The 25597-nt window shown below is 73.8% G+C and carries 22 protein-coding genes; 11 read left to right on the top strand and 11 right to left on the bottom strand.

Translation table 11 applies throughout. The features are described 5' to 3' along the window. Window positions 1-6 precede the first annotated feature (6 nt). Window positions 7-966 (bottom strand): deoxyribose-phosphate aldolase, encoded by a 960-nt coding sequence (gene deoC, locus ACTMS2_RS05720; protein ID WP_089002051.1) that lies wholly within the window; start codon window positions 964-966, stop codon window positions 7-9. Between the two features lie 133 nt (window positions 967-1099). Between deoC and upp the strand changes: the two genes are divergently transcribed. Both upp and ACTMS2_RS05710 read left to right on the top strand, forming a co-directional pair. Beyond that, complete coding sequence (gene upp / locus ACTMS2_RS05715; protein WP_089002050.1) at window positions 1100-1732, top strand: uracil phosphoribosyltransferase; 633 nt, start codon at window positions 1100-1102, stop codon at window positions 1730-1732. A 77-nt stretch (window positions 1733-1809) separates the two neighbouring features. Beyond that, on the top strand, window positions 1810-2487 hold the full coding sequence (locus ACTMS2_RS05710) for a GOLPH3/VPS74 family protein (RefSeq protein WP_441174422.1): 678 nt from the start codon (window positions 1810-1812) through the stop codon (window positions 2485-2487). Between the two features lie 226 nt (window positions 2488-2713). Here the strand turns inward: ACTMS2_RS05710 and ACTMS2_RS05705 are convergent, their stop codons facing one another. Both ACTMS2_RS05705 and ACTMS2_RS05700 read right to left on the bottom strand, forming a co-directional pair. Continuing rightward, window positions 2714-4438, bottom strand: coding sequence for a phospho-sugar mutase (locus tag ACTMS2_RS05705; protein ID WP_441174421.1), 1725 nt, complete (start codon window positions 4436-4438; stop codon window positions 2714-2716). Between the two features lie 48 nt (window positions 4439-4486). Continuing rightward, window positions 4487-6655: a serine/threonine-protein kinase gene (locus ACTMS2_RS05700; RefSeq protein ID WP_441174420.1), complete on the bottom strand. Its 2169-nt coding sequence runs from the start codon at window positions 6653-6655 to the stop codon at window positions 4487-4489. Window positions 6656-6868: 213 nt separating this feature from the next. Here ACTMS2_RS05700 and ACTMS2_RS05695 point away from each other — a divergent pair, with 213 nt between their 5' ends. Then, window positions 6869-8452, top strand: coding sequence for an acyl-CoA mutase large subunit family protein (locus tag ACTMS2_RS05695; RefSeq protein WP_441174419.1), 1584 nt, complete (start codon window positions 6869-6871; stop codon window positions 8450-8452). 707 nt (window positions 8453-9159) lie between these two features. Further along, window positions 9160-10419, top strand: a complete 1260-nt coding sequence (locus ACTMS2_RS05690) for an amidohydrolase (protein WP_089002045.1) — start codon at window positions 9160-9162, stop codon at window positions 10417-10419. Here the strand turns inward: ACTMS2_RS05690 and ACTMS2_RS05685 are convergent. Continuing rightward, the gene (locus ACTMS2_RS05685; RefSeq protein WP_441174418.1) at window positions 10376-11362 is read right to left on the bottom strand and encodes a DUF4349 domain-containing protein; all 987 of its coding nucleotides are present in this window, start codon (window positions 11360-11362) and stop codon (window positions 10376-10378) included. The genes ACTMS2_RS05690 and ACTMS2_RS05685 overlap by 44 nt on opposite strands. Before the next feature lie 116 nt (window positions 11363-11478). On the opposite strand from ACTMS2_RS05685, the gene ACTMS2_RS05680 reads away from it, so the two are divergent. Genes ACTMS2_RS05680 through ACTMS2_RS05665 form a run of 4 tightly spaced genes read left to right on the top strand, consistent with a single transcriptional unit; the run spans window position 11479 to window position 14866 of the window. After that, on the top strand, window positions 11479-12108 hold the full coding sequence (locus ACTMS2_RS05680) for an MBL fold metallo-hydrolase (RefSeq protein ID WP_441174417.1): 630 nt from the start codon (window positions 11479-11481) through the stop codon (window positions 12106-12108). A gap of 5 nt (window positions 12109-12113) precedes the next feature. Next, a complete protein-coding gene (locus ACTMS2_RS05675; protein ID WP_441174416.1) occupies window positions 12114-13064 on the top strand; it encodes a hypothetical protein in 951 nt (316 codons plus the stop codon). Between the two features lie 37 nt (window positions 13065-13101). Beyond that, a complete protein-coding gene (locus tag ACTMS2_RS05670) occupies window positions 13102-13845 on the top strand; it encodes an SCO6745 family protein (RefSeq protein WP_441174415.1) in 744 nt (247 codons plus the stop codon). Window positions 13846-13903: 58 nt separating this feature from the next. After that, entirely contained in the window at window positions 13904-14866 is a 963-nt protein-coding gene (locus tag ACTMS2_RS05665; protein WP_441174414.1) for an N-acetyltransferase family protein, read from the top strand. A gap of 91 nt (window positions 14867-14957) precedes the next feature. Here ACTMS2_RS05665 and ACTMS2_RS05660 read toward each other — a convergent pair whose 3' ends face one another. Then, complete coding sequence (locus ACTMS2_RS05660; protein ID WP_357715684.1) at window positions 14958-15413, bottom strand: gamma-glutamylcyclotransferase; 456 nt, start codon at window positions 15411-15413, stop codon at window positions 14958-14960. Window positions 15414-15578: 165 nt separating this feature from the next. Here ACTMS2_RS05660 and ACTMS2_RS05655 point away from each other — a divergent pair, with 165 nt between their 5' ends. Beyond that, complete coding sequence (locus ACTMS2_RS05655; RefSeq protein WP_363626946.1) at window positions 15579-16982, top strand: NAD(P)H-quinone dehydrogenase; 1404 nt, start codon at window positions 15579-15581, stop codon at window positions 16980-16982. Here the strand turns inward: ACTMS2_RS05655 and ACTMS2_RS05650 are convergent. Beyond that, on the bottom strand, window positions 16960-17580 hold the full coding sequence (locus ACTMS2_RS05650) for a DUF998 domain-containing protein (RefSeq protein WP_441174413.1): 621 nt from the start codon (window positions 17578-17580) through the stop codon (window positions 16960-16962). The two genes, ACTMS2_RS05655 and ACTMS2_RS05650, sit on opposite strands and share 23 nt — an antisense overlap. Before the next feature lie 95 nt (window positions 17581-17675). After that, the gene (locus ACTMS2_RS05645) at window positions 17676-18326 is read right to left on the bottom strand and encodes a DedA family protein (RefSeq protein ID WP_441174412.1); all 651 of its coding nucleotides are present in this window, start codon (window positions 18324-18326) and stop codon (window positions 17676-17678) included. A 514-nt stretch (window positions 18327-18840) separates the two neighbouring features. Here ACTMS2_RS05645 and thrS point away from each other — a divergent pair. Beyond that, window positions 18841-20073, top strand: coding sequence for a threonine--tRNA ligase (gene thrS, locus ACTMS2_RS05640; RefSeq protein ID WP_441174666.1), 1233 nt, complete (start codon window positions 18841-18843; stop codon window positions 20071-20073). Window positions 20074-20132: 59 nt separating this feature from the next. On the opposite strand, the gene ACTMS2_RS05635 is transcribed toward thrS, so the two are convergent. From ACTMS2_RS05635 to ACTMS2_RS05620, 4 genes are all read right to left on the bottom strand, one after another. Beyond that, a complete protein-coding gene (locus ACTMS2_RS05635) occupies window positions 20133-22172 on the bottom strand; it encodes an ABC transporter ATP-binding protein (protein WP_358165441.1) in 2040 nt (679 codons plus the stop codon). A 76-nt stretch (window positions 22173-22248) separates the two neighbouring features. Further along, on the bottom strand, window positions 22249-23982 hold the full coding sequence (locus tag ACTMS2_RS05630; RefSeq protein ID WP_441174411.1) for an ABC transporter ATP-binding protein: 1734 nt from the start codon (window positions 23980-23982) through the stop codon (window positions 22249-22251). Continuing rightward, complete coding sequence (locus ACTMS2_RS05625; RefSeq protein ID WP_250101518.1) at window positions 23976-24440, bottom strand: MarR family winged helix-turn-helix transcriptional regulator; 465 nt, start codon at window positions 24438-24440, stop codon at window positions 23976-23978. Before ACTMS2_RS05625 ends, ACTMS2_RS05630 begins: the two co-directional genes overlap by 7 nt. Window positions 24441-24465: 25 nt before the next feature. Further along, a complete protein-coding gene (locus ACTMS2_RS05620) occupies window positions 24466-24912 on the bottom strand; it encodes a DoxX family protein (protein WP_441174410.1) in 447 nt (148 codons plus the stop codon). Window positions 24913-24997: 85 nt separating this feature from the next. Between ACTMS2_RS05620 and ACTMS2_RS05615 the strand changes: the two genes are divergently transcribed. Beyond that, window positions 24998-25567 carry a TetR/AcrR family transcriptional regulator gene (locus ACTMS2_RS05615; RefSeq protein ID WP_441174409.1) on the top strand — a complete coding sequence of 190 codons (570 nt, stop codon included), beginning with the start codon at window positions 24998-25000 and terminating at the stop codon, window positions 25565-25567. The last annotated feature ends 30 nt before the right edge of the window (window positions 25568-25597 follow it).

Below are 25597 nucleotides of genomic sequence, written 5' to 3'. Positions count from 1 at the left end.
CGGCTCTCAGTCCAGGGTGAAGTAGTCGGGACCGGAGTAGGTGCCGGTCGTCAGCTTGGTGCGCTGCATGAGCAGGTCGTTGAGCAGGCTGGACGCGCCGAACCGGAACCAGTCCGGGTCCAGCCAGTCCGCGCCGACGGTCTCGTTGACCATCACCAGGTACTTGATGGCGTCCTTGGTGGTCTTGATGCCGCCGGCCGGCTTCACGCCGACCTGCCGCCCGGTGGCCGCCCGGAAGTCGCGTACGGCCTCCAGCATCACCAGGGTCACCGGGAGGGTGGCCGCGACCGGGACCTTGCCGGTGGAGGTCTTGATGAAGTCGCCGCCGGCCAGCATCGCCAGCCAGGAGGCGCGCCGCACGTTGTCGTACGTGGCCAGCTCGCCGGTCTCCAGGATCACCTTCAGGTGGGCGTCCCCGCAGGCCTCCTTGGTGGCCACGATCTCGTCGTGGACCTCGGAGTAGCGCCCGGCCAGGAACGCGCCCCGGTTGATCACCATGTCGATCTCGTCGGCGCCTGCCGCCACGGCCGCCCGGGTGTCGGCGAGCTTGACCTCCAGCGGTGCCTGGCCCGACGGGAAGGCGGTCGCCACGCTGGCCAGGTGCACACCGCTTCCGCGCAGCACCTCGGCCACGTGCGGGACCATCGAGGGATAGACGCAGACCGCGCCGACGTGCGGGCAGGACGGATCGGCCGGGTCGGGGCGCAGTGCCTTGGCCGCGAGGGCCCGCACCTTGCCGGGGGTGTCGGCCCCTTCGAGGGTGGTCAGGTCGACCATCCGGATCGCCAGGTCGATGGCCTGGGCCTTGGCGGTGGTCTTGATGGAGCGGGTGCCGAGCTGTGCCGCCCGCTGCTCCGCGCCGACCTGATCCACGCCGGGCAGGCCGTGCAGGAAGGTCCGCAGAGCGGTCTCGGATCGTCCCAACTCGGAGAGCTCCGACCGGGCCGACGTCGCTGTCGCCGTCATGGCCAGAAGTCTACGCACCCGATCCGGCAGTGATCTTGGTCACGGTGCCGTCGGGGGCGCGGGTGGTGAGCGAGGTCGCTGGTCCGGCCGCACCCGCAGTGCGGGAGCGGGGCGACCGGTAGGTTGAGCGATCGTGGACGTACACGTCATTGACCATCCGCTCGCCCAGTCGCGGCTGACCGCCATGCGGGACGCGCGCACCGACTCCTCCTCGTTCCGGGCGGCGCTGCACGAACTCACCACCATGCTGGTGTACGAGGCCGCGCGGTCGTTCCCCGTCGAGAAGTACCCGGTGCAGACCCCCGTCACCGGCACCGAGGGCACCCGGCTGGCCAATCCGCCGCTGCTCGTACCGGTGCTGCGGGCCGGCCTGGGCATGGCCGACGCCGCGCTCGGCCTGCTGCCGGAGTCCTCGATGGGCTTCGTCGGCCTGGCCCGCGACGAGGAGACGTACGAGCCGCGCGCCTACATGGAGTCGCTGCCGCGCGACCTCAGCGGCCTGCCGGTGCTGGTGCTCGACCCGATGCTCGCCACCGGCGGCTCGCTGGAGCACTGCTGCCGGCTGCTGGCCGACCGCGGGTGCACCGACATCACGGTGCTCTGCGTGCTCGCCGCACCCGTCGGCATCGAGCGGCTGGAGCGCTCCGGCCTGCCGCTGCGCCTGGTCACCGCCTCCATCGACGAGGGGCTCAACGACCGCATGTTCATCGTGCCGGGGCTCGGCGACGCCGGCGACCGCCAGTTCGGTGGCATGCCCCGCTTCTGAGGTCCGCCGCGCGGCTGCGCGTGAATCCGTGCGCGAGTCCGTGCGCGGGATGCGCGCAGCCGCTACCGTCTCCGGCCATGACTGGTGTTGCGCTCGCCGAAGAGCTGCTTCTCCTCGCGTACGACGACGAGACCGGCAAGGCGACCATGCCGCGGATCAGCCTCGACCTGGGGATGGCCGCCGCGGTGCTGATCGAACTGGCCCTGGCCGGGCGGATCGCGTACTCCGACGGGTCCCTGACGGTGGTCGACCCGACGCCCATCGGTGAGCCGCTCGTCGACGGGGTCCTCGCCCGCATGGCGGCCGACACGCCGCACAGCCCCTCGTCCTGGGTGCAGCGGCTGCGGCATGGCCTGCGCGACAGGATCCTCGGCGACCTGTGCGCCCAGGGCGTGGTGCGTGACGTCGACGAGACCGAGCTGGGCTTCATCCACGTGCACCGCTACCCGACGGTGGACCCCGCCGTCGAGGCGGACACCCGACGCCGGCTCGCCGAGGCGCTGGCCAGCGGCGAACTGCCCGACGAGCGGACCGCCGCGCTGGCCACCCTGGTCGCGGTGCTGCGGATGGAACCGGCGCTCGGCCTGACCGGTGACGCCGCCCGGGAGGCCCGGCAGCGGCTGGAGGAGATCGCGGGTGGCTCCGGTTTCTCCGGCACCGTCAGCCTCGACGACTCCGTGGTCCGCCCCTCGGTCGGCCTCGTCGTGGCCGCCCTGGGCCGCGCCGTCGACGCCGCCCTGGGCCCCCGCCGCTGACCGAACCCGCCCTGAACCACCCACCCATTCACCCACCCCCACCCCCACCCCCACCCCCACCACCCCCGACCGGCGGCCCCCTGCGGCCCCGTCGCCGGCCCTTGTCGATCAAGAAGTTTGCGTCCTGGAGAGGCGCGTTCCCTGACGCGAACTTCTTGATCACCGGGCCTAACCCCGGGGCGCCGGGCTGCGCGGTCTTGTGGGGTGGGGTGGGTGGGGGCGGGGTTCAGAGGTTCAGGGTCTTGGCCATTTCCGCGCGGAGGGCGGCGACCGCGTCGGTGGCGCGGGCGCGGGCTCCGGCGACGTCGCCGTCCGCCACCGGCTCCACCACCTCCAGGTACGCCTTGAGCTTCGGCTCGGTGCCCGAGGGGCGGATCACCACCCGGGCGGTGCCGGTACGCAGGATCACCACGTCCGCCTCGGGGAGCAGGTCCTGTGCCTCGGTGACCGGCTGGCCGAGCAGCGTGGTGGGGGTGGCGGCCCGGATCCGGGCCATCGCGTCGGCGATCAGCCGCAGGTCGTCCACCCGCACCGAGAGCTGGTCGGTGTGGTGCACGCCGAACTCGGCGGCCAGCTCGTCGAGCCGGTCGGTCAGGGTGCGGCCCCGCGCCTTGAGCCCGGCGGCCAGCTCGGCGACGGTCAGCGCGGCGGTGATGCCGTCCTTGTCGCGTACGTGCTCCGGTGCGACGCAGTAGCCGAGCGCCTCCTCGTAGCCGAAGACCAGCGGCTCGGCCCCGCCGCCGGCCCGGACGATCCACTTGAACCCGGTCAGCGTCTCGTCGTACGGCAGGCCCCGGGCGGCGCACATGGCCCGCAGCAGTGACGACGACACGATCGTGGTGGCGTACAGACCGGTCACGCCGCGCCGCATGAGATGGTCGGCCAGCAGCACGCCCACCTCGTCGCCGCGCAGCATCCGCCAGCCGGGCGGGGCCGCGTCCGGCTGGGCGGGGCCGGCGACCCCGCCGCCCGCGCTCGCCGCCCGGGCGGTGTCCCGGACGGCCACGGCGCAGCGGTCCGCGTCGGGATCGTTGGCGATGGCGATGTCCGCGCCGGTCGCCTCGGCCAGCGCGACCAGCCGGTCCACCGCCCCCGGCTCCTCCGGGTTGGGGAAGGCGACGGTCGGGAAGGCGGGGTCGGGCTCGGCCTGCTCGGGCACCACACCGGGCACGGGGAAGCCCGCGCTGGCGAACACCGCGGTGAGCACCGCCGCGCCCACCCCGTGCAGCGGCGTGTACGCCACCGCCAGGTCGCGCGAGCCGGCCGGGTCGATGACGGCGGTGGCCCGCTCCACGTAGGAGGCCACCAGGTCGTCGCCGAGCACCTGCCCGGCCGGGCCGAGCGGCACCTCGGCCAGCGGCCCGACCGACCGGATCGCGGCCTCGATGCCGGCGTCGGCCGGCGGCACGATCTGGGCGCCGGCGCCCAGCGTCCCGCCCAGCTCCGCGCCGAGGTAGACCTTGTAACCGTTGTCCTGCGGCGGGTTGTGGCTGGCCGTGACCATCACCCCGGCGACCGCCCCGAGGTGGCGCACCGCGTACGCGAGCACGGGGGTGGGCAGGGGACGGGGCAGCAGCAGCGCCGGGCGTCCCGCGCCGGTGGCGACCTGGGCGGTGCGCTCGGCGAACTCGCGGGAACCGTGCCGGGCGTCGTACCCGATCACCAGCGGACCGGTGCCGCCCTGGGCGGCGAGCCAGCCGACCAGCCCGGCGGCGGCCTGGGTGACCACCGCGAGGTTCATCCCGTTGGGGCCGGCGCGCAGCGGCCCGCGCAGCCCGGCGGTGCCGAAGGTCAGCGGGCCGGCGAACCGGTCGGCCAGCTCCGGGGCGCTCGCCGGCAGGCGGTCGAGCACCGCCCGCAGCTCCTCCCGGCTGGCCGGGTCGGGATCGTCGTCGAGCCAGCGCCGCGCTCGCTCGCGAATGTCGTCGATGTCAGTGGTTTCCGCCGGCATGTCTCTTGATAGCACGCCGGCGGATCACCACCGCGCTTCCCCCGGGGCTCAGCCGGCCTCGGTGAGCTGGAACGACTTCACCATCTCGTCGAAGATCGGCCTGCTGTCGGCGAACTTCGCGTCGGTCGAGGTCAGGTAGAACGAGTAGACCTTGCCCTCGTGGACCACGCCGCGCCACACGCCGTGCCGCTTGGCCTCGCCCTCACCGCAGGTGTACTCGAACTCGGCCGCCGCCTTGCCGACCCACTGCACCTCGTTCATGGCGACCTGGGCGTACGGCTTGGCGCAGGACTTGGAACGGTTCTTCAGCGTGTCCTCGGCGACCTCCGCCCAGCGCATGGAGGTGGTGCGGAAGTCCTCCACCAGGATCCGGACCTTGCGGCCCTCGTCCTCCGGGTCGATGTAGTCCACCCACACGCCGGCGCTCTTGACCTCCCAGCCCTGCGGCACCAGGACCCGTACGCCCTTGCCGGTGTGCTCCTTCATCTCGGGCACGCCGGCGGCCGGGGCCTGCGAGGTCGGGGCGGCCTGCGGGACGGTGGGTGCCGGGTCGTCGCCGCCGGTGAAGAGGACGACCGCCCCGATCAGCAGCAGCGCGGCCAGGCCGCCGGCGGCGGCGAGCTGCACCTTGCGCGGCCAGCCCTTGACCGTGCCGACGAGCTGGTTGCCGACGGTGCCGACCCGACCGGCGAAGCCGCCGCCGGAGCCGCCCGCGGCCGGCGCGGTGGCCGGGGTCGTCCACGCCTGGCCGGTGCCGGGCACCGACCACTGGCCGCCGCCGTACGTCCCGCCGAGCTGCTGGGTCGCCTCGGGCGGCGGTGCGCCGAAGACGGGGGTGCCGGCGGTCACCCGCTGGGTGGCCTCCGGCGGTGGCCCGAAGGTGGGCGTGCCCGCCTTCACCCGCGGGGTCGCCTCCGTCGGGCCGCTGAAGCCGACCAGGCCGGCGGCGTTGGTGCGCAGCTGCTGGGTGGCGTCCGAACCGCCGGACCCCATCCGCTGGGTCGCCTCGGCGCCGCCGTAGGTGCGGCCGGCCGGGGTGGACCCGCCCGGCGCCGGCATCGCGCCGGTGGGGGTGTGCAGCGGCCCGGCCAGGGCGTCGGCGCTGGTGTCGTCCATCGCGGCGGGGCTCGCGGCGAGGGCGGCCTGCGCGGGGCGCTCGCCCCGGCGCAGCGCCGCCAGCCGGTCGGTGAGCGACTCGCCGGGGTCGAGCATCGCCCGGCCGCCGATCTGCCCGCTCGGCTTCGGCTGCTCCGGCGCAGCGGCCGGCGGGGTCGGCACGGGTCGCTGCACCGGCACCACGGAGTAGGGATCGGTCACCGAGTTCACCGCGGCGGCGTTGCTGGTCAGCGGGCCGGCGAGCAGTTCGCGCAGCATGGCCCGGGCGGTGTGCACGTCGAGACGGCGGGCCGGGTCCTTCTCCAGCAGCCCCATCAGCACCCGGGCCAGCGGCCCGCTGCGCTGCGGCGGGGCGGGCGGGTCCTCGACCACGGCGTGCATGGTCTCGATCGGGTCGCCCTTGTCGAACGGGGGCCGCCCCTCCACCGCCGTGTAGAGCGTGACGCCCAGCGAGAAGAGGTCGCTCGGCGGGCCGAACTCCTGGCCCATCGCGCGCTCGGGGGAGATGAAGTGCGGCGAGCCGAGCACCATCCCGGGGGTGGTGAGCTGCACGTCGGTGGGCATCCGGGCCACGCCGAAGTCGGTCAGCACGCAGCGCCCGTCGGCGCAGATCAGCACGTTGGCCGGCTTGACGTCGCGGTGCAGCACGCCGATCGCGTGCGCCACCTCCAGCGCGCCGAGCAGCGCGATGCCGATCTTGGCGACCACCCGCTGCGCGACCGGCCCGTCCTCGATCACCATGTCGGCGAGGCTGCGGGCGTCGAGCAGCTCCATCACGATCCACGGCCGGCCGCCCTCGGTGACCACGTCGTAGACCTGGACGACGGCCGGGTGCTGGATCGCCGCCGCCGCGCGGGCCTCGCGCAGGGTGCGCTCGTACATGGCGTCGCGGTCGCTGGGGGCCAGCCCCGGGGGCAGGACGACCTCCTTGACGGCCACGTCCCGCCGCAGGAGTGTGTCCGTGGCACGCCAGACCGTACCCATGCCGCCGTTGCCCACCGCCGAGCGCAGCGAGTAACGGTCGCCGATGGTCGTGCCGGGCGTCGCGCGTCCGTTGGGGGAACTGACTGGTCCGCCGCTCCACGTCGGGATCTGAGTCACAGAAAAGCCACCGGGGGAATTCGAGGGGGGCTGGGACACAACCCCCCTATCTTGCTGGTTCCGACGCCCGATGCGAAACCCGACGCGGCGGACGTTTGTCGAACTGGACGGTACGTGTCCGAGCGTTCACCTCTCGTCGATGCCCGTCGACGCGTCGACCGGTGTGCGGTATCCCTCACCCGCCGACGCCGTCGCGCGTCCTACCATCCGCTAATGAGCGAACCGCGGTCAAGCGAGTCCGGTTTTCCGATCAAGGGCGTCTACACGGCGGCGGACCTTCCGGAGGAACTGGACTCCCGGCTCGGCGGACCGGGCGAGTTCCCGTACACGCGCGGGGTCTACCCCACCATGTACACCTCCCGCCCGTGGACCATGCGCCAGTACGCCGGCTTCGGTACCGCCACCGAGTCCAACGCGCGGTACCACCAGTTGTTGCGGGCCGGCACGATGGGTCTCTCCGTGGCCTTCGACCTGCCGACGCAGATGGGCTACGACTCCGACGACCCGATCGCGCACGGCGAGGTGGGCAAGGTCGGGGTGGCCATCGACTCGATCGACGACATGCGGCTGCTCTTCGACGGCATCCCGCTCGACAAGGTCTCGACGTCGATGACCATCAACGCGCCGGGGTCGGTGCTGCTCCTGCTCTACCAGCTCGTGGCGGAGGAGAACGGGGTCGCCGGCTCGGCCCTCAACGGCACGATCCAGAACGACATCCTCAAGGAGTACATCGCCCGGGGGACGTACATCTTCCCGCCGAAGCCCTCGCTGCGGCTGGTGGCCGACACCTTCGGCTACTGCCGCAAGGAGGTGCCGAAGTGGAACACGATCTCCATCTCCGGCTACCACATGGCCGAGGCCGGCGCGTCGCCCGCGCAGGAGATCGCGTTCACCCTGGCCAACGGCGTCGAGTACGTCCGGGCCGCGCTGGCGGCCGGCCTGGCCGTGGACGACTTCGCGCCCCGGCTGTCGTTCTTCTTCGTCGCCCGCACCACCCTGCTCGAGGAGGTGGCCAAGTTCCGGGCCGCCCGCCGGATCTGGTCCCGGCTGATGCGCGACGACTTCGGCGCCAAGAACCCGAAGTCGATGATGCTGCGCTTCCACACCCAGACCGCGGGCGTGCAGCTCACCGCCCAGCAGCCCGAGGTCAACCTGGTGCGGGTGGCGGTGCAGGGCCTCGGCGCGGTGCTCGGCGGCACCCAGTCGCTGCACACCAACAGCTTCGACGAGGCGATCGCGCTGCCCACCGAGAAGGCGGCCCGGCTGGCGCTGCGCACCCAGCAGGTGCTGGCGTACGAGACGGACCTGACCGCCACGGTGGACCCGTTCGCCGGCTCGTACGTGGTGGAGGCGATGACCGCCGAGATCGAGGCGGCGGCGACCGAGCTGATGGAGCGGGTGGCCGACCACGGCTCGGCGGTCGACGCCATCGAGGCGGGCTTCCAGAAGCGGGAGATCGAGCAGTCCGCGTACCGGATCGCGCAGGAGATCGACTCCGGCGAGCGGGTGGTGGTGGGCCTCAACCGGTTCACCGTCGACGAGGAGGAGCCGTACGAGCCGCTGCGGGTCGACCCGACGATCGAGGCGGCGCAGGCCGAGCGGCTGGCCCGGCTGCGTGCCGAGCGCGACGCCGGGGCGGTCGAGCGGGGGCTGGCGGAGCTGCGGGCCGCCGCCGAGGGCACGGAGAACGTGCTCTACCCGATGAAGGAGGCGCTGCGGGCCCGCGCCACCGTGGGCGAGGTCTGCGGCACCCTGCGCCAGGTGTGGGGCCTGTACCGCCCGAGCGACCGGTTCTGATCACGTCGACCGACGGCCGTCCGACCTCCCGGCGTGCCGGGGGCGGGCGGCCGTCGGCGTCGGTGCGGCACCGCTTCACCTCTGCGCCGTAACCGGCCGGTGCACGTGCGGGTAACGACCCGCCCACGGCGCGTTCCTGCTGGTCGCGGGCCTGCGGGGAGGAGCGCTACAGTCGGAGGAGACCCTGGCCGCCCATCGGCGGCGCGGGCGCGTGGAGTGGCCCCGGCGACGCCGCCGGAGGGCTGCGCGCGCGTGCGGGGCGACGTGGCCCACCGGCCACGGCGTGTGCCGGACGGGTTCGGGGGTAACCCGACCGGGTGGACGTGGACGCACACGGTGTGCGGTTGGTCGGCGACGGGGTGTGTGACCGTCTCGGGTGCCCTCGCTCGGGCGATGGTCGGGTAATTGTCGGAGTGTCCGTCGGCGTGACCGACTAATGCGACAATTCGGAAAAGCGGCCTCTGCGATCGGCATCGATTTCGCGACGGCCGGGCCGATTACGCGTTGTAGGAGGTGGGTGGCAGATGACGGCGTTCGACCGCGATCTACCTGCTGTCCCGCAGATCTACGAGCGCTCCGAGCAGGGCATACGTGACGCTGCGCGGTCCGACGGCTACCGGAACGACGTTGCGCAGCGTCACCGTCGGAGGTCTAGGCTGTCTGCTGTTCCTGATGATCCATCCATCTCTAGCGAACGAGAATTCGACGTGACGAGTGCGTTGACGCTGCCCACCGGCAACCAGCTGGCGTCGTCCTGGCCGGAGGCGCCGTCCGGGTCCCAGCCCCTGCCGTTCGAGCTGGACCACCTGCTCGCCCTCCGGGTGCCCGGGCTGATCGCCACCCGTCGCCACCTCCACTCGCACCCGGAGCTCTCCGGCGAGGAGTTCGAGACGGCCGCCCTGATCGCCCGGGAGCTGACCCTGGCCGGGCTGCGGCCGCGGCTGTTGCCGAAGGGCAACGGGGTCATCTGCGACATCGACGGGCGCCCCGACGGCCCGGTCGTCGCGCTGCGCGCCGACATCGACGCCCTGCCGCTGACCGACTCGAAGGACGTGCCGTACCGCTCCACCGTGGACGGCGTCTGCCACGCCTGCGGTCACGACGTGCACACCACCGTCATGCTCGGCGTCGGCATGCTGCTCGCCCAGCTCGCCGACCTGGGCGAGCTGCCCGGCCGGGTCCGGCTGATCTTCCAGCCCGCCGAGGAGATCCTGCCCTGCGGCTCGCTGGAGGTCATCGAGGCCGGCGGCCTGGACGACGTGGTGCAGATCTTCGCGCTGCACTGCGACCCCAACCTGCCGGTCGGGCAGATCGGCCTGCGGGTCGGCCCGATCACCGCCGCCGCCGACAACGTCACCGTCCGGCTCACCGGCCCCGGCGGGCACACCGCCCGCCCGCACCTGACCGTCGACCTGGTCGACGCCCTGGGTCGCCTGATCACCGAGGTACCGGCGTTGGTCAGCCGCCGGGTGCCGGCCAACAGCGGGCTGCTGCTGGTCTTCGGCCACGCCTCGGCCGGCACCCGTTACAACGTCATCCCCTCCGAGGCGTCCGCGTCCGGCACCCTGCGGGTGATGGACCGCGACACCTGGGAGCTGGCCCCCAAGATCGTGGGTCAGGTCGTCCGCGACGTCGTGGCCCCGACCGGGGCCACCGTCGACCTCGAATACCTGCGGGGCCGCCCGCCGGTGTGCAACGACTCCCGCGCGATCCAGGTCCTCACGGGCGCCACCACCGCCACGCTCGGGCCGGAGGGCGTGGCCGAGACCCCGCAGAGCATGGGCGGCGAGGACTTCTCCTGGTACCTGGAGTACGTCCCCGGCGCGCTCGCCCGGCTGGGCGTCGGCCGCTCCGGCCCGAACGTGGACCTGCACCGGGCCTCGTTCGACGTGGACGAACGGGCCATCCCGGTCGGCGTACGGCTCATGGTCCAGACCGCGCTGCGGGCACTGGCGGCGGCCCGGTAGGCAGCGGCGCCGCCGGTCCGCCCGGCATCGCCGGCGGCGGGCTCGTACGCCGCCGGCGGCGCAGCACCACCAGTAGCACCGTCAGCGGCACGCCGATCGCCAGCAGCCACGGCAGCACCGCGCCGAGCACCGTCAGCAGGACGGTCATCGAGGTCAGGAAGACCTTCCAGCCACCCTTGAGCCCCACCATGAAGCCGACCTCGGCCTCCTCGTCGGCGGTGCTCGCATCGGGGCCGACCAGCGACACGGTGATCGTCGACAGACTGGTCAGGTCCGCCAGCCGCTCCTTCTTCGCCTCCAGCGACGCCAGGTCCGCCTCCCGCCGGGACAGCTCGTTCTCCAGCGACACCAGGTCGCTGATCGAGGTCGCCTTGGCCAGCAGCCTGCGGGCGCTCTCCACCCGGGCGCGCTGGGTGGTGATCCGCGCGTCCAGGTCGACCATCTGCTCGGTGACGTCCTCGGTGCGGATCTCCCGCCGCTGCTGCCGGCCCAGCTTCGCCAGCTCCTCGACGACGCCGTGGAACTTCGCCGCCGGCACCCGCAGCTCCAACTCGGCCCGCGCGTCCGCGTCGGCGCTGCGCCGCTGGTCGCCGCCGACGAAACCGCCGGCCGCCGTGACCGTGGCGATCGCGCTGCGTGCCGCGTCGTCCACATTCTCCACCTGCACGCGCATCGTGCCGGTGTAGATGATGGACCGCTGGTCGACCCGCAGGTCGGGCGCACCGGCGCCGGCGCCCGGCTCGGCCTTGCCGGCGCCCGGCTCGGCCGCGCCGCCCGCCTGGTCCGCCGCGTCGCCCCCCCGGTCGCGCTCCGCCGGGGCCGCCGCCGGCCCGCTGTCGGCGTTGTCACCCGCGTCGCTGCCACAGCCCGCCAACGCGAGCAGCGCGACCAAGGCGGCAGCCGTCAGCCGTACGCCCCGACGTCGCCGTCCCCCTACGTCCATCCCGCCTCCATCGTCCTCGCCCCCGTGTGGGGCGATACCTCAGACGTGACGCGTCACCACGTCGGTTCCGGCAGACTGCGCTCAGGACGTCACGATTCGATAATCTTGGAGTCACGATGCAGCTCACCAAGTACGCCCACTCCTGCCTGCGGGTGGAGCACGACGGGGGAGTGCTGGTCATCGACCCGGGTGTGTTCAGCGAGGCGGCGACGCTCGACGGGGCGGACGCGGTGCTGATCACCCACGAGCACCCCGACCACGTCGACGTCGAGGCGGTCAGCCGGCAGCTCGACCGGCGTCGGTTCGTCATCCACGGCCCGGCGTCGCTGGCCGGCACCCTGGGCGACGCCGCCGAGGTGCTCGACGCGGTCCGACCGGGACAGTCGTTCACGGCCGCTGGCGTGCCGGTACGCGCCTACGGCGGCCGGCACGCCGTGATCCACCCCGACATCCCGGTCGTGGACAACCTGGCGTACCTGCTGGACGACGTGGTCTACCACCCCGGGGACAGCCTGGTGGTCCCCGAGGACACCCAGGTCGACACGCTCTTCCTGCCGATCCACGCCCCGTGGACGAAGTTCTCCGAGTCGCTGGACTTCCTCCGGGCGGTCGCCCCGCGCCGGGCGTACGCGCTGCACGACGGGCTGCTCAACGACAACGGGCTCAACGTGCTCAACGGCAACCTCACCCGGCTGTCCGAGGTGGACTACCGCCGGCTCGAACCGGGCACCCGGATCGACGCCTGACGGCGATGTCCGGCCCGTCCCGAGAGCTGGTGCACCGGCTCTACACCACCGCGCCGGACCGGTTCGTCGCGATCCGCGACGAGGCGGTCGCCGAGGCCCGCCGCGCCGGCGACCCGAAGGGCGCGCGGGAGATCGCCCGGCTGCGCCGGCCCACCGTGGCCGCCTGGCTGGTCAACCTGCTCGCCATCCGCCGCCCCGAGCTGGTCGCCGACCTGGCCGAGCTGGCCGAGGCGCTACGCACCGCCCAACGCGACCTGCGCGGGCCCCGGCTGCGGGAACTCTCCACCCAGCGGCGGGCGGTGGTCGGCGCGCTCGTCGCCGAGGTACGCAAGCTCGCGGCCGGGGCGGAGGGGGCCCCGTCGGCCGGGAAGCTGCCGCTGGCCGAGGTGGAGGCCACCCTCAACGCGGCGCTCGCCGACACCGACGTCGCCGAGCAGGTCCGCTCCGGCCGGCTGCTGAAGGCCGCCACCTACGCCGGCTTCGGGGAGGTGCCCCGGCCGCAGTTGCGGCTGGTGACCGGCGGGGAGGAGCCGGAACCGGCACCCCGGCCCGAGCCGGGCGGGACGCCGCGGCGCGACGCCGACCGGTCCGCGCTCCGCGCCGATCAGGCGGATCGGGCCGCCCGGGCGGAGCGGGCACGCCGTCGGCGGGCGTTGGAGAAGGAACTGGCGAGGGCGCGTACCGATCAGGAACGGGCCGAGGCGGAGCTGGCGGGCGCGACGGCGGCCGAGCGGGACGGCGTCGCCGCCCTGGACGCCATCGAGGCGGAACTGGCCGAGCTGGAGCGCCGCCGGGCCGTCGCCGAGCAGGACCTGAGCCGGGCGAGGCTGGCGCGGCGCGGGGCGGAGCGGACCGTGACCGCCGCCCGCCGCCGCGCCGGCGAGGTGGAGGCGGCGGTGGAGGCGCTCGACGCCGAGGAGGGGGATGCCGAGTCGGACGCCGGCGCGGCAGACTGACCCTTGTGGACGGACGGGGTGACCGGGGAGTGTGCGGATGACGCCGGAACAGGTGGCGGCGGCCAGCAAGCCGGTCGTGCTGGAACTCGGTGACCTCTTCACCCGCTGCCCGACCACCCTGCGCCGCGCGCGGTTGCTCGGCATCTCCGGCTGGGCGTTCTACGTCACCGGGCGGGCCGGCGCCCTCGGGGACGTCCGCGCGGAGACGGTCGCCGCCGCCCTCGGCTTCCTGGCGCCCGACGCGGTCGCCGACGGCTGGGACGCGGCCCGGCGGGTCGTCCCGCCGGTCGAGGTGGCCGCCGCCACCCTGGCCGAGTGCTGCCGGTGGGGCGAGGAGCGGCTCGACCCCCTTTCCGGGGTGAGCCGGCTCGCCGCCCTGCTCGGCCGCGCCGTCGACGCCGCGGACGCCAGCGGCATGCCGCTCTTCGCCGCCTGGCGGGCCATGCCGGTGCCGGTCCGCACGGCCGGCGCCCGGGCGGCCGCCGGCCTGCGTCTGCTCCGGGAGCACTTCGCCGGCGCGCACCTGATCGCGGTCCGGGCCAGCGGGATGACGCCGCTGGAGGCCGTGCTCGCCGGCCCGGAGGGCGAGGCTGGCGCGGTCGCCTGCGGCTGGCCGCCGCCGTACCCTCCGGTCGGGCCGCTGGTCCGGCGGCGGCTCTGGGCCCAGGCGGTGACCGACCGGCTGGCCGCGCCGGCCTTCGCGGCGCTCGGCCCGGCGGACGGCGCCGAGCTGGTGGAGCTGCTCACCGTGACCCGGGCCCACCTGGCCGACGCGGGCTGAGCCGCCGCGGCCGGAAATTCGGCGGCGCTTCGGCGGCCCGGCTGTCAGGATCGCCTCCGTGACTCTCCCCGCCGGTTGGCAGGCCCGCCGACCCACCCTCGACGACGTACCGGCGATCCTGGCGGTGGTGCACGCCGCCGACACCTTCACCCTCGGCTACCCGGACTTCACCGCCGAGGACGTGCGTGACGCGCTGACCGCGCCGAACGTCGACCCGGAACGGGACTCCTGGGTGGTGGCCGAGCCGGACGGCACGCTGGTGGCGTGGGCGATGCTGGACAACCCGGGCGGGGTGGGTCGGGAGTTCGTCGACGTCTTCGTCGACCCGGAGCGGGGCGCCGCGGTGCGGGCGTCGTTGTTGGCCCGGCAGCTGGACCGGGTGGCCGGGCGGGCCGCCGAGCGCGGTCTGCCGGCCCTGACGGTACGCAGCCCCGCGTACCCGCCCGAGCGGCGGTGGGCCGAGGAACTGGTCGACGCGGGATTCGGCTTCGTCAAGCGTTACCAGGTCATGAGCCGGTCGCTGGCGGGGCTGCCCGCCGAGCCGCCGGCACCCTCGGCGGGGGTGACGGTCCGTCCGCTGCGCCCCGGCGACGAGTCGGATCTGCGTGACTTCCACCGGATCTACGACACCTCCTTCTGCGACATCCCCGACTACGAGCCGCTCGGCTTCGACCTGTGGCGGACCCGGATCGGGGCCGACCCGGCCTGGGACGAGTGGTTCGTCGCCGAGGTCGACGGGGAGCCGGCGGGCATCCTCCAGTCGTCCGACCAGGGGCTCGACCGGAACGAGGGTTGGGTCAAGAACCTCGCCGTGCTGCCCGGGCAGCGGCGCCGGGGCGTGGGCGCGGCCCTGCTGCACCACGCGTTCGCCCGGTACGCGGCGAAGGGCCGGGCCTCCGCCGGCCTCGGGGTGGACCTGACGAACCCGACCGCCCCGCTCTCGCTCTACCGGTCGGTGGGGCTTGGCGAGGTGCGCTGGGTCGACATGTACGAGCTGGTGGTCCCGGCCGCCGGTGTGTGATTGACGACGCCGGCCGGGGCCGGCTGGAGGCTCCGCCCGGCACCGGAGCAGACTGGGGGCCGTGGGATACGCGCTGGGCCGACGAGAGGCGTCAGGCCGACGCGGTGCCGGTGGGGCGGGACCGCAGCTCGGTGACGTAGTCGTCCGGCGCGCCCGCCTTCTCGGCGGCGTTCGCGATCTCCGAGAGGTACCACGCCGTGGGCAGCCCGCCCTCGTACCCGTCGAAGACGTAGATCCACGCGGTCACGTCGCCGTCGAGGGTGGAGACGCGTACGTGCAGCTTGCGGTAGGTGCCGGCGGCCACCCCCTCGAGCTCGTCGAGCTGGGCGGCGTCGTACGGGTGGATGTCGTAGATCGCCACGAACACCCGGTCACCGGGGGACTCGACGACCGTGCTGACCGCGCCCTCCCAGCCGATCACGTCCTCGCCCGCGAAGGTGAGCCGCCAGCCCTCCAGCCAGCCGGTGCCCACCATCGGCGAATGCGGGCAGTAGGCGCGCATGCGGGCGGGGTCGAGGTTTGAGCCGTAGGCGGCGTGATGACGCACGGCGATGACGATAGCCCGCCCGCGGGGTGGGGGAGAATACGACAGAGCGTGTCGGACGCGTTCGGGAGAAGAAAGTCACTGTGAGCATTGGTCGGGGGCGGGCACGGTGAGCGCGAGGAGTGCAGCGGAGCGGAGCCCCGCAGCCGCGAACGAAAGGATGGCACTGTGAGCCGGATCGTGATCATCGGCGGTGGACCGGCCGGCTACGAGGCGGCCCTGGTCGCCGCGCAGTTGGACGCTGATGTCACCGTCGTGGAGGCCGAGGGCGCCGGCGGGGCCTGCGTGCTGTCCGACTGCGTACCGTCGAAGACCTTCATCGCCAGCTCCGAGGTGGTCACCGGCTACCGGGACACCGAGGAGTTCGGGGTGCACTCCGACGGGCTGGAGGCCGTCACCGTCGACGCCAGCGCGGTGCACGAGCGGGTCAAGCGCCTCGCGCTCGCCCAGTCCGCCGACATCCACGCCAAGCTGGTCAAGGCCGGGGTGACCTTCGTGCCGGGCACCGCCCGCCTCGGCGAGGACACCCTCGGCCACACCCACCGGGTGCTCGTCACCCCGACCGACGGCGGCGAGGAGCAGTCGATCGCCGCGTCGACCGTGCTGATCGCCACCGGCGCCACCCCGCGCCAGCTGCCCACCGCCGTCCCCGACGGCGAGCGCATCCTGACCTGGCGCCAGGTGTACGACCTGCCGGAGCTGCCCGAGCACCTGATCGTGGTCGGCTCCGGCGTCACCGGCGCGGAGTTCGCCAGCGCCTACCTGGCCATGGGCGTGCAGGTGACCCTGGTCTCCAGCCGCGACCGGGTGATGCCGCACGAGGACGCCGACGCGGCGATGGCGATCGAGCGGGTCTTCCGCAACCGGGGCATGAGCATCCTGAACAACTCGCGGGCGGACGCGGTCCGGCGTACCGCCGACGGGGTGGAGGTCGAACTCTCCGACGGCCGCCGGGTGGCCGGCTCCCACGCCCTGATCGCGGTCGGCTCCATCCCCAACACCGCCGACCTGGGCCTCGCCGAGTACGGAGTCGCGCTGGCCCGGGGCGGCTACGTCACCGTCGACCGGGTCTCCAGGACCAACGTGCCCGGCATCTACGCCGCCGGTGACTGCACGGGCGTGCTGCCCCTGGCCAGCGTGGCCGCCATGCAGGGCCGGATCGCGATGTGGCACGCGCTCGGCGAGGCGGTCCGGCCGCTGCGGCTGCGTACCGTCGCGGCTAACGTGTTCACCGACCCGGAGCTGGCCACCGTGGGCGTCTCGCAGGACGAGGTCGACGCGGGCAAGGTGCCGGCCCGGCAGGTGATGCTGGCGCTGGACGGCAACGCCCGGGCGAAGATGGACGACCTCGCCGACGGCTTCGTCAAGCTCTTCTGCCGTCCGGCCAGCGGCCAGGTGATCGGCGGCGTCGTGGTGGCGCCGAAGGCCAGCGAGCTGATCCTGCCGATCACCATGGCGGTGGAGAACAACCTCACGGTCAACGAGCTGGCTCAGACGATCACGATCTACCCGAGCCTCTCGGGCTCCATCACCGAGGCCGCCCGCCAGCTCATGCTGCACGAGCTGGAGTGACCCGGCGGAGCAGGGCGACCGCGACGACGACGAGCATGGCGACCTCGGTGAGGATGAGCAGCCGCTCGACCAGGCCGAGCAGCAGCCGGTCGCCGGGGTAGGCCGACCAGACCATCGCCGCCGCCAGCGCCACGCTGGCCGTGGCGAGGCCGCGTACCCGGCGGCCGGCGGCTCCGGGCAGGCGTCGGGCGAGCAGCCAGCCGGCGACCGGCAGCGCCAGGAAGGCGACCACGGAGGCGTACCGGTGGACGTAGGCGGCGGCGTCCATGGGCAGGCCGGGCTGGTTCGTCGGCACCACGGCGGCCAGCAGCAGCCCGCCGACCCAGGCGGCCAGCAGCGCCTCGGCGGCCCGCTTCGGCCCGGCGTCGGACGGCCGGTGGGCGCGCCACAGGGCGGGCAGGAGCACGGCGGTGGCCGCCGCGAGCACCACCATGGCGGCGTCGATCACGCCGCCCCGGTCGGAGACGGCGAAGTCGCTGACGGTCAGCGCCCACGGGTCCAGGTCCTCGTTCACCTCGACGTGGCCGATCACGGCGAGCAGCGCCGCCAGGGCGATCCCGCCGAGGGCCAGCAGTCCACTGTTCCGGGTTCCGGGCATGGCTCAGCCTGTCGCGGAAGGAACCCCAGACGGATCCGGGCGCCCCACCGAGACCGATGCCCGGGACCGCCCCTAGGCGGTGCCGGCGCGGCCGGTCACTCCGCCCCGGGCCCGTCCCTTCGGGCCGTGACGACGACCGGCACCACCGCCACCGGCTCGGCGGCCCGCCGGGCGCCGACGACGGTCATCGCCCAGCCCGCCGCCGCGAAGCCGGCCGCCGCGAGCCCCGCGATCAGCGCCAGCCGCCACGCCGACTCGGTGAGCGCCGTCCCGCCGAGGTGCCCGACCAGCCCGCCGTAGGTGGCCCAGCCGATCGCCGCCAGGCCCTCGTAGAGCACGAAGAGCCGGTACGGGTACCGGCTGCGGCCGGCCGAGAAGCAGGCCGCCATCCGGCCGCCCGGCACGAAGCGGCAGAGCAGGATCACGAGCGGCCCGGGCCGGCGCAGCCCCCGGGTGACCCGGTTGGCGACCCGCCGGGCCCGGCCCCGCTGCACGTCGCGCGGTGCCCGGCGGTCCGGGGCGCCCCGCCCGAGCAGGTAGCAGGCCAGGTCCCCGACGAAGACGCCGAGCGCGCCGACGGCGATGGTCACCGGCAGGTTCAGCCCGCCGTACACGGTGAGGGCGCCACCCGTGATCATGACGACCTGGGTGGGGATCACCGGGACGAAGGCGTCCGCGACCAGCAGCGCGAGCAGTGCGACGTACGCCCAGGCCGGCGACGCGATCTCAGTGAGTAGTTCGGGCACGACTGCCACCTCGCCGGACGGGGCCGATTGCGGGTACCGAGCCTGACTGGTCGTCCGACGTCACGGGGCACGACCCTGGCTCCTGGTGACCACCGACACGGCAGGGCCACCGGGCGCAACGAGCGGACACCGCCGGAGGTGACGGATGCGGGTGCCGTCGAGGGTCGGCGGATCGCAGCGGCCCGGCGTACCGTTGTCGGCGCGCGGCCCCACGACCGTCGGGTCCCCCGTTTCCGATGGTGCGGCCGCCGCGGGCCGCCGGCAGGTCCCGTGCCGGCGGCCCACCCACGTCCCGCCCGGCGCGCCGACCCGCGCCTTCCCGGACCGCCCGGAAAATCCGGCTGCGGCCGCCAAGGGCGGGGGCGTACCGTCGCCGCATGCGCAGTGCGGTATCCACCACGACGCCGGGAGACCCCGGCGCGCCGCACTGACCTGACCGTCGACGAGGCCCCGGGGCGATCCGCCCCGGGGCCTCGTGGCGTCCGGTGACCGGGTCGCCTCCGGGTCGCACCCGATCAAGGAGCGCGACATGATCGACCACCGCAGGCTCGGCCGGGAGCTGGAGCTGTTCGACTCCGACCCGCTGGCCGGCGCCGGGCTGCCGCTCTGGCTGCCGGCGGGCGCGGCCGCCCGGCACGCCGTCGAGGAGTACGTCCGCGAGCTGGAACGCCGGGCCGGCTACCGGCACGTCGTCACCCCGCCGCTGGGCAGGCGGGAACTCTTCGAACGCTCCGGCCACCTCGGCTACTTCGCCGAGGACATGTTCCCGCCGATGGCGCTCGGCGCCGACGACGAGTTCGTGCTGCGCCCGGCGCTCTGCCCGCACCACGCCCTCGTGTTCCGGGCCCGGGGCCGCTCCTACCGGGAGCTGCCGCTGCGCATCGCCGAGCTGGGCGGCATGTACCGGGCCGAGCGCTCGGGAGTGCTCGGCGGGCTGTCCCGGGTGCGGGCCATCTCGCTCAACGACGCGCACAACTTCTGCGCCCTGGAACAGGTGGGCGAGGAGGTCGCCGAGATCCTGCGGCTCATCCGCGAGGCGCACGCCGCGCTCGGCGTACGGCCGGCGGGGTTCCGGCTGTCGCTGCGCGGTCCGGGGGAGAGGTACGTCGGGAACGACGCCGGCTGGGCGCGGGCCGAGGAGCTGCTGCGCGCCGCGCTCGACGGGGTGGAGTTCACCGAGGCGCCGGGGGAGGCCGCGTTCTACGGGCCGAAGATCGACGTTCAGGTGCGCGACGCCGCCGGGCGGGAGTTCACCCTCTCCACCGTCCAGCTCGACTTCGACAAGCCGGAGCGGTTCGACCTGTCGTACACCGACGCGTCCGGGGCGCGGCGTCGACCCGTGATGGTGCACCGCAGCCTCGTCGGCAGCATGGAGCGGCTCTTCGCGTACCTGATCGAGGTGCACGAGGGCGCCTTCCCCGCCTGGTACGCCCCGGTGCAGCTCGTGGTGCTGCCCGTCGGGGACGGCCAGGCCGACGCGGCGGCCCGGCTCGCCCGCGACGCGCTGGCCGCGGGGCTGCGCGTCGAGGTCGACGGGGCCGGGTCGCTGGGCTCCCGCATCCGCGACGCGGCCCGGGCCCGGGTCCCGTACGCCGCCGTCCTCGGCCCCCGCGAGGCGGCCGAGGACGCGGTCGCGCTGCGGCTGCGCGGCGGCCGGGCCCTCGACCCGATGCCCGCCGCCGACGCCCTGCGGCTGATCGGCGCGGTGGTGGCCGACCGCGCCCCGACCCTGCTGCCGGCCGGCTGAGCCCCCGTCCGGCCCCGACCCCGTCGGCCGCCCGCCCCGCGCCACCGGCGGCCCGCCCCTCACCGGGTGGACCCCTCGACCAGCGCGGGCTCGGGCTCGGGCTGCGGGTCGGGGTCGGGCTGGACGGCGGCGGTGAACTGCGACCGGTACAGGCGGTGGTACGCGCCCTGCGCGGCGAGCAGTTGGTCGTGCGTGCCCTGCTCCACGATCCGGCCGTCCTCCATCATCAGGATCAGGTCGGCGTCGCGGATGGTGGAGAGCCGGTGCGCGATGACGAAGCTCGTCCGGTCCGAGCGCAGGGCGGCCATGGCCCGCTGGAGCAGCACCTCGGTGCGGGTGTCCACCGAGCTGGTCGCCTCGTCAAGGATCAGCAGCGACGGCTCGGCGAGGAAGGCGCGGGCGATCGTGATGAGCTGCTTCTCGCCGGCGCTGACGTTGCTGCCCTCCTCGTCGATCACCGTGTCGTAGCCGTCGGGCAGGCTGCGGACGAACCGGTCGACGAACGTCGCCCGGGCGGCGGCCACGATCTCCTCCTCGCTCGCCCCGGGGCGGCCGTACGCGATGTTGTCGCGGATGGTGCCCCCGAAGAGCCACGTCTCCTGGAGCACCATCCCGATCCGGCCGCGCAGGTCGTCGCGGCGCATCGTGGTGACGTCCACCCCGTCGAGCGTGATCCGGCCGGCGTCCAGCTCGTAGAAGCGCATGACCAGGTTGACCAGCGTGGTCTTGCCGGCCCCGGTCGGCCCGACGATGGCCACCGTGTGGCCGGGCTCGGCGACCAGGGAGAGGTCCTCGATCAGCGGCTTGTCCGGGGTGTACCGGAAGGAGACGTTCGAGAACTCGACCCGGCCGCGCGGGTCGCGTACCCGGGCCGGCTCGACCGGGTCGGGGCTCTGCTCCTCGGCGTCGAGCACGGCGAAGACCCGCTCGGCGGAGGCCACCCCGGACTGGAGCAGGTTCGCCATCGAGGCGACCTGGGTGAGTGGCTGGGTGAACTGCCGGGAGTACTGGATGAACGCCTGCACGTCGCCGAGGCTCATCGACCCCGACGCCACCCGCAGGCCGCCCACCACGGCGATCGCCACGTAGCTGAGGTTCCCGACGAACATCATCGCCGGCATGATGATCCCGGAGACGAACTGGGCGCCGAAGCTCGCCCGGAACAGCTCCTCGTTCTTCGCGGTGAAGGCGGCCTCCACCTCGCGCTGGCGGCCGAAGACCTTGACCAGCTCGTGGCCGGTGAACGCCTCCTCGATCTGACCGTTCAGCTCGCCGGTGTGCGTCCACTGGGCGATGAACTGCTGCTGCGACCGCTTGGCGATGCTGGTGGTGACGACCACCGAGACCGGGACCGCGACCAGGGCCACCAGGGCGAGCAGCGGCGAGATCCAGAACATCATGGCCAGCACGCCCACCACGGTGAGCAGCGAGGTGAGCAGCTGGCTCAGCGTCTGCTGGAGGCTGGTCGAGATGTTGTCGATGTCGTTGGTGACCCGGCTGAGCAGCTCGCCCCGGGGCTGCCGGTCGAAGTAGGGCAGCGGCAGCCGGTTGAGCTTGTCCTCCACGTCGGCGCGCAGCCGCAGCACGGTGCGCTGCACCACCCCGTTGAGCAGCCACCCCTGCCACCACATCAGCAGGCTGGCCCCCACGAAGAGCCCCAGCGCCAGCAGCAGCACGCGCGCCAGCGCGGCGAAGTCGATGCCCACGCCGGGCACCACGTCCATCCGGGCGAGCATGTCGGCGAAGTTGTCGTTGCCGGCCGCCCGCGCGGCGGCCACCGCCTGGTCGGCGGTGGTGCCCGCCGGCAGCTGCCGGCCGATCACCCCCGTGAAGATCAGGTCGGTGGCCCAGCCGAGCACCTTCGGCCCGATGACGCTGAGCGCCACGCTGACCACCGCCAGGGCGATCACGGCGACGAGCTGGAGGCGTTGCGGGCGCAGCCGGCCCAGCAGCCGCCGGGCCGAGGGCCCGAAGTTCATCGACCGCTCGGCGGGCATCCCGGCCCCCGCCCACGGCGGCCCGCCGCGCTGTCCGCCGGGCGGCAGCCGTTTCGGCGTCCGCTCCTCGGCGGCCGGCTTCTGCTGCGGTACGGCGCTCATGCCGCCACCTCGCTTCGCTCGGTAGCGACATGAGGCGCCACGCTGCTGTGCCTGATGGTTCGCTCGCTCCGCTCGCTCACGCCGTCACCTCCGCCGTGTTCTGCGACGCCACGATCTCGGCGTACGTCGGACAGGTCCTCAACAGTTCGTCGTGTCGGCCGATGCCCACCACGCCCCCGTTCTCCAGCACGACGATCTGGTCGGCGCCGACGATGGTGGAGACCCGCTGCGCCACGATCACCACGGCGGCGTCCGCGGTGACGGGGCGCAGCGCCGCCCGCAGCCGCGCGTCCGTGCCGAGGTCGAGCGCGGAGAACGAGTCGTCGAAGAGGTAGATCTCCGGGCGTCGCACCAGGGCCCGCGCGATGGCCAGCCGCTGCCGCTGCCCGCCGGAGACGTTCGTGCCGCCCTGCGCGATGGACGACTCCAGCCCCTCGGGCATCGCGGCGACGAAGTCCCGCGCCTGGGCGATCTCCAGCGCGTCCCAGAGTTCCGCGTCGGTCGCGTCCGGGTTGCCGTAGCGCAGGTTGCTCGCCACCGTCCCGGTGAACAGGTACGGCCGCTGCGGCACCAGTCCGATCCGGCGCCACAGCGCGTCCGGCGCCAGGTCCCGTACGTCGACGCCGTCGACGAGCACCGCGCCGGCGGTCGCGTCGACCAGCCGGGGCACGAGCGACAGCAGGGTGGTCTTGCCCGCGCCGGTGCTGCCGATGACCGCCGTCGTCGTTCCCGGGGTCACCCGGAACGACACGTTGCGCAGCACCGGCTCGGCCGCGCCCGGGTACTGGAACCCGACGTCGCGCAGTTCCAACTCGCCGTGGGTCGTCACCTCGGTGACGGGCCGGGCGGCGGGCACCACGGAGGAGTCGGTGTCGAGTACCTCGACGATCCGCTCGGCGCAGACCGCCGCGCGCGGCACCATCATCAGCATGAAGGTGGCCATCATGACGGCCATCAGGATCTGCATCAGGTACTGGAGGAAGGCGGTCAGCGAGCCGACCTGGATCGCCCCGGCGTCCACCCGCTCGGCGCCGAACCAGAGCACGGCGACGCTGGAGACGTTGAGCACCAGCATCACCACCGGGAAGATCAACGCCATCAGGCGGCCGATGCGCAGCGCGGTCGCGGTGAGGTCGGCGTTCGCCGTCGCGAAGCGCTCCGTCTCGTACGGCTCCCGGACGAACGCCCGCACCACCCGGATGCCGGTGATCTGCTCGCGCAGCACCCTGTTGACGGTGTCGATGCGGGTCTGCATGAGCCGGAAGCCCGGCACCATCCGCCGGATGATCAGCCACAGGGCGACGGCCAGCCCGGGCACGCTGACCAGCATCAGCCAGGAGAGCCCGACGTCCTCGCGCAGCGCCATCACCACGCCGCCGACGCTCATGATGGGTGCGGCGACGAGCATCGTGCAGCTCATCAGCACGAGCATCTGCACCTGCTGCACGTCGTTGGTGTTGCGGGTGATCAGCGAGGGCGCGCCGAACCGGGCGACCTCACGGGCGGAGAAGCGGTTGACGTGCCCGAAGATCGTCGAGCGGACGTCCCGGCCGAAGGCCATCGCGGTCCGCGCGCCGAGGTAGACGGCCGCGACCGAGCAGACGATCTGCACCAGGCTGACCGCGAGCATCCAGCCGCCGGTACGCAGGATGAAGGCGGTGTCGCCCCGGGCTACCCCCAGGTCGATGATGTCGGCGTTGAGGCTGGGCAGGTATAGCGACGCGATGGTGCCGACGAACTGGAGCAGCACCACCGCGGCCAGCGGCCGGTGGTACGGACGCAGGTGCGTACGCAGCAGCCGGGTCAGCATGCCAGGCCCCCTTCCGGGGTGGCCTGGTCGCCGTTGCCGATGACCTCGAGGAGGAACTCGCGGATCACCGCCGCCTTCGCCGGGTCGGCGTCCACCGAGGTGAGCGGGGCGCCGGAGCGGATCATGGCGGTCACCGCCTCGACGCGGGCCCGACCGGCCGTCGTGATCGCGATCTTGACGCTGCGTCGGTCGGTCGTGTCGCGCTGCCGCTCGACGAGGCCGTCGCGCACGAGGGTGTCGACGATGCCGGTCAGGGTGGCCGGCCGGACGAAGCAGCGCTCGGCAACCGTGCGGTGCGGCAGTTCGCCGTGCTCGGCGAGGGTCATCAGGGTGACCATCCCGGCCTGGGTGAGGCCGTGCGCCTCGGCGAGATAGCGGTTCCACCGTTGCCCGGTGACGTGCCCGGCGACCACGAGCAGCCGCGCGAGGGGCACGTCCCGCAGCTCTGTCAGATGCATGGGAAGCAGGTTAGCTCCCTGAACGTCAGGCCCCAAACCAAATAGCGGCCGCCGCGCCGACGAAGAGGATCTGCTCCGCCGTGCGCGGGCCGAGGGGGGTCGCCGGCCGGCCGGCGAGGGTCAGCCCGCGCCGGACCGCCGAGACGTTCGCCGGGAACATGGCCAGCATCAACAGCGCGAGACCGCCCGCGGCCCAGCGGGCGGTCGCGGGCACCAGCAGCCCGACCGCGCCCACCAGTTCCAGCACCCCGGTGAGCGTGACCAGCAGGTCGGGCCGGGGCAGGCCGGGCGGCACCATCGCGATCATGTCCCTGCGGTACGCCGGGGCGAAGTGCGCCACCCCGGTCACCACGAACATCAGCGCCAGTCCCACCCGCAGCGCGGGGTGCCAGCCGTCGAGGGCGGCCACGCCGACCAGCCCGGCCAGCCGGGCTAGTACGGTGCCGGTCACGAGAGCGACGAGCGGAGCCATCAGTACCTCCTCGAAGGGGAAACTTGTCGCCGGCAAGATTGCCTCTCGGAGTGTCAACTTGTCAATGACAAGATAGGATCCTGACATGACCGGAACGCGCGGCTACCATCACGGGGACCTACGTCGTGCCCTGCTCACCGCAGCGGTACGGGTGATCGAGGAATCCGGCCCCGCGGCACTGAGCCTGCGCGACCTCGCCCGCCGCGCCGGTGTCTCGCACGCCGCCCCCGCACACCACTTCGGCGACAAGGCCGGGCTGCTCACCGCCCTCGCCGCCGAGGGCTTCCACCTGCTGGCCGAGGCGTTGCACGACGCCGGCGGCGACCTGCTCGACAGGGGCGTCGCGTACGTCGACTTCGCGGTCGGGCACCGCGCGCACTTCGAGGTGATGTTCCGGCCGGACCTCTACCGCTCCGACGCGAAGGAACTGGTGGCGGCCCGCCAGCGGGCCGGCGACGCGCTGCACTCGGGCGTCGCCGGGCTGCCCGAGGGCCGCCCGACGGCGGAGGACCCGCTGGGCGACGCGCTCGCGGCCTGGTCCATCGTGCACGGCTTCGCCACGCTCTGGCTCTCGGGCGCGCTGCCGCCCCGGGTCGGCGACGACCCCCGCAAGGCGGCCCGCGAGGTGATCCACCGCCTCTTCCCGAAGCCCTGACGAGCCCTTCTCGGGCGCAGCCGTGACGGA

This window comes from Micromonospora sp. SD12, assembly GCF_052068495.1.
In the GTDB taxonomy this organism is placed as follows: Bacteria; Actinomycetota; Actinomycetes; order Mycobacteriales; family Micromonosporaceae; genus Micromonospora; species Micromonospora echinofusca.
The sequence above is the reverse complement of the archived record's forward strand: the minus strand, read 5'-3'. Positions and strand labels throughout refer to the sequence as shown.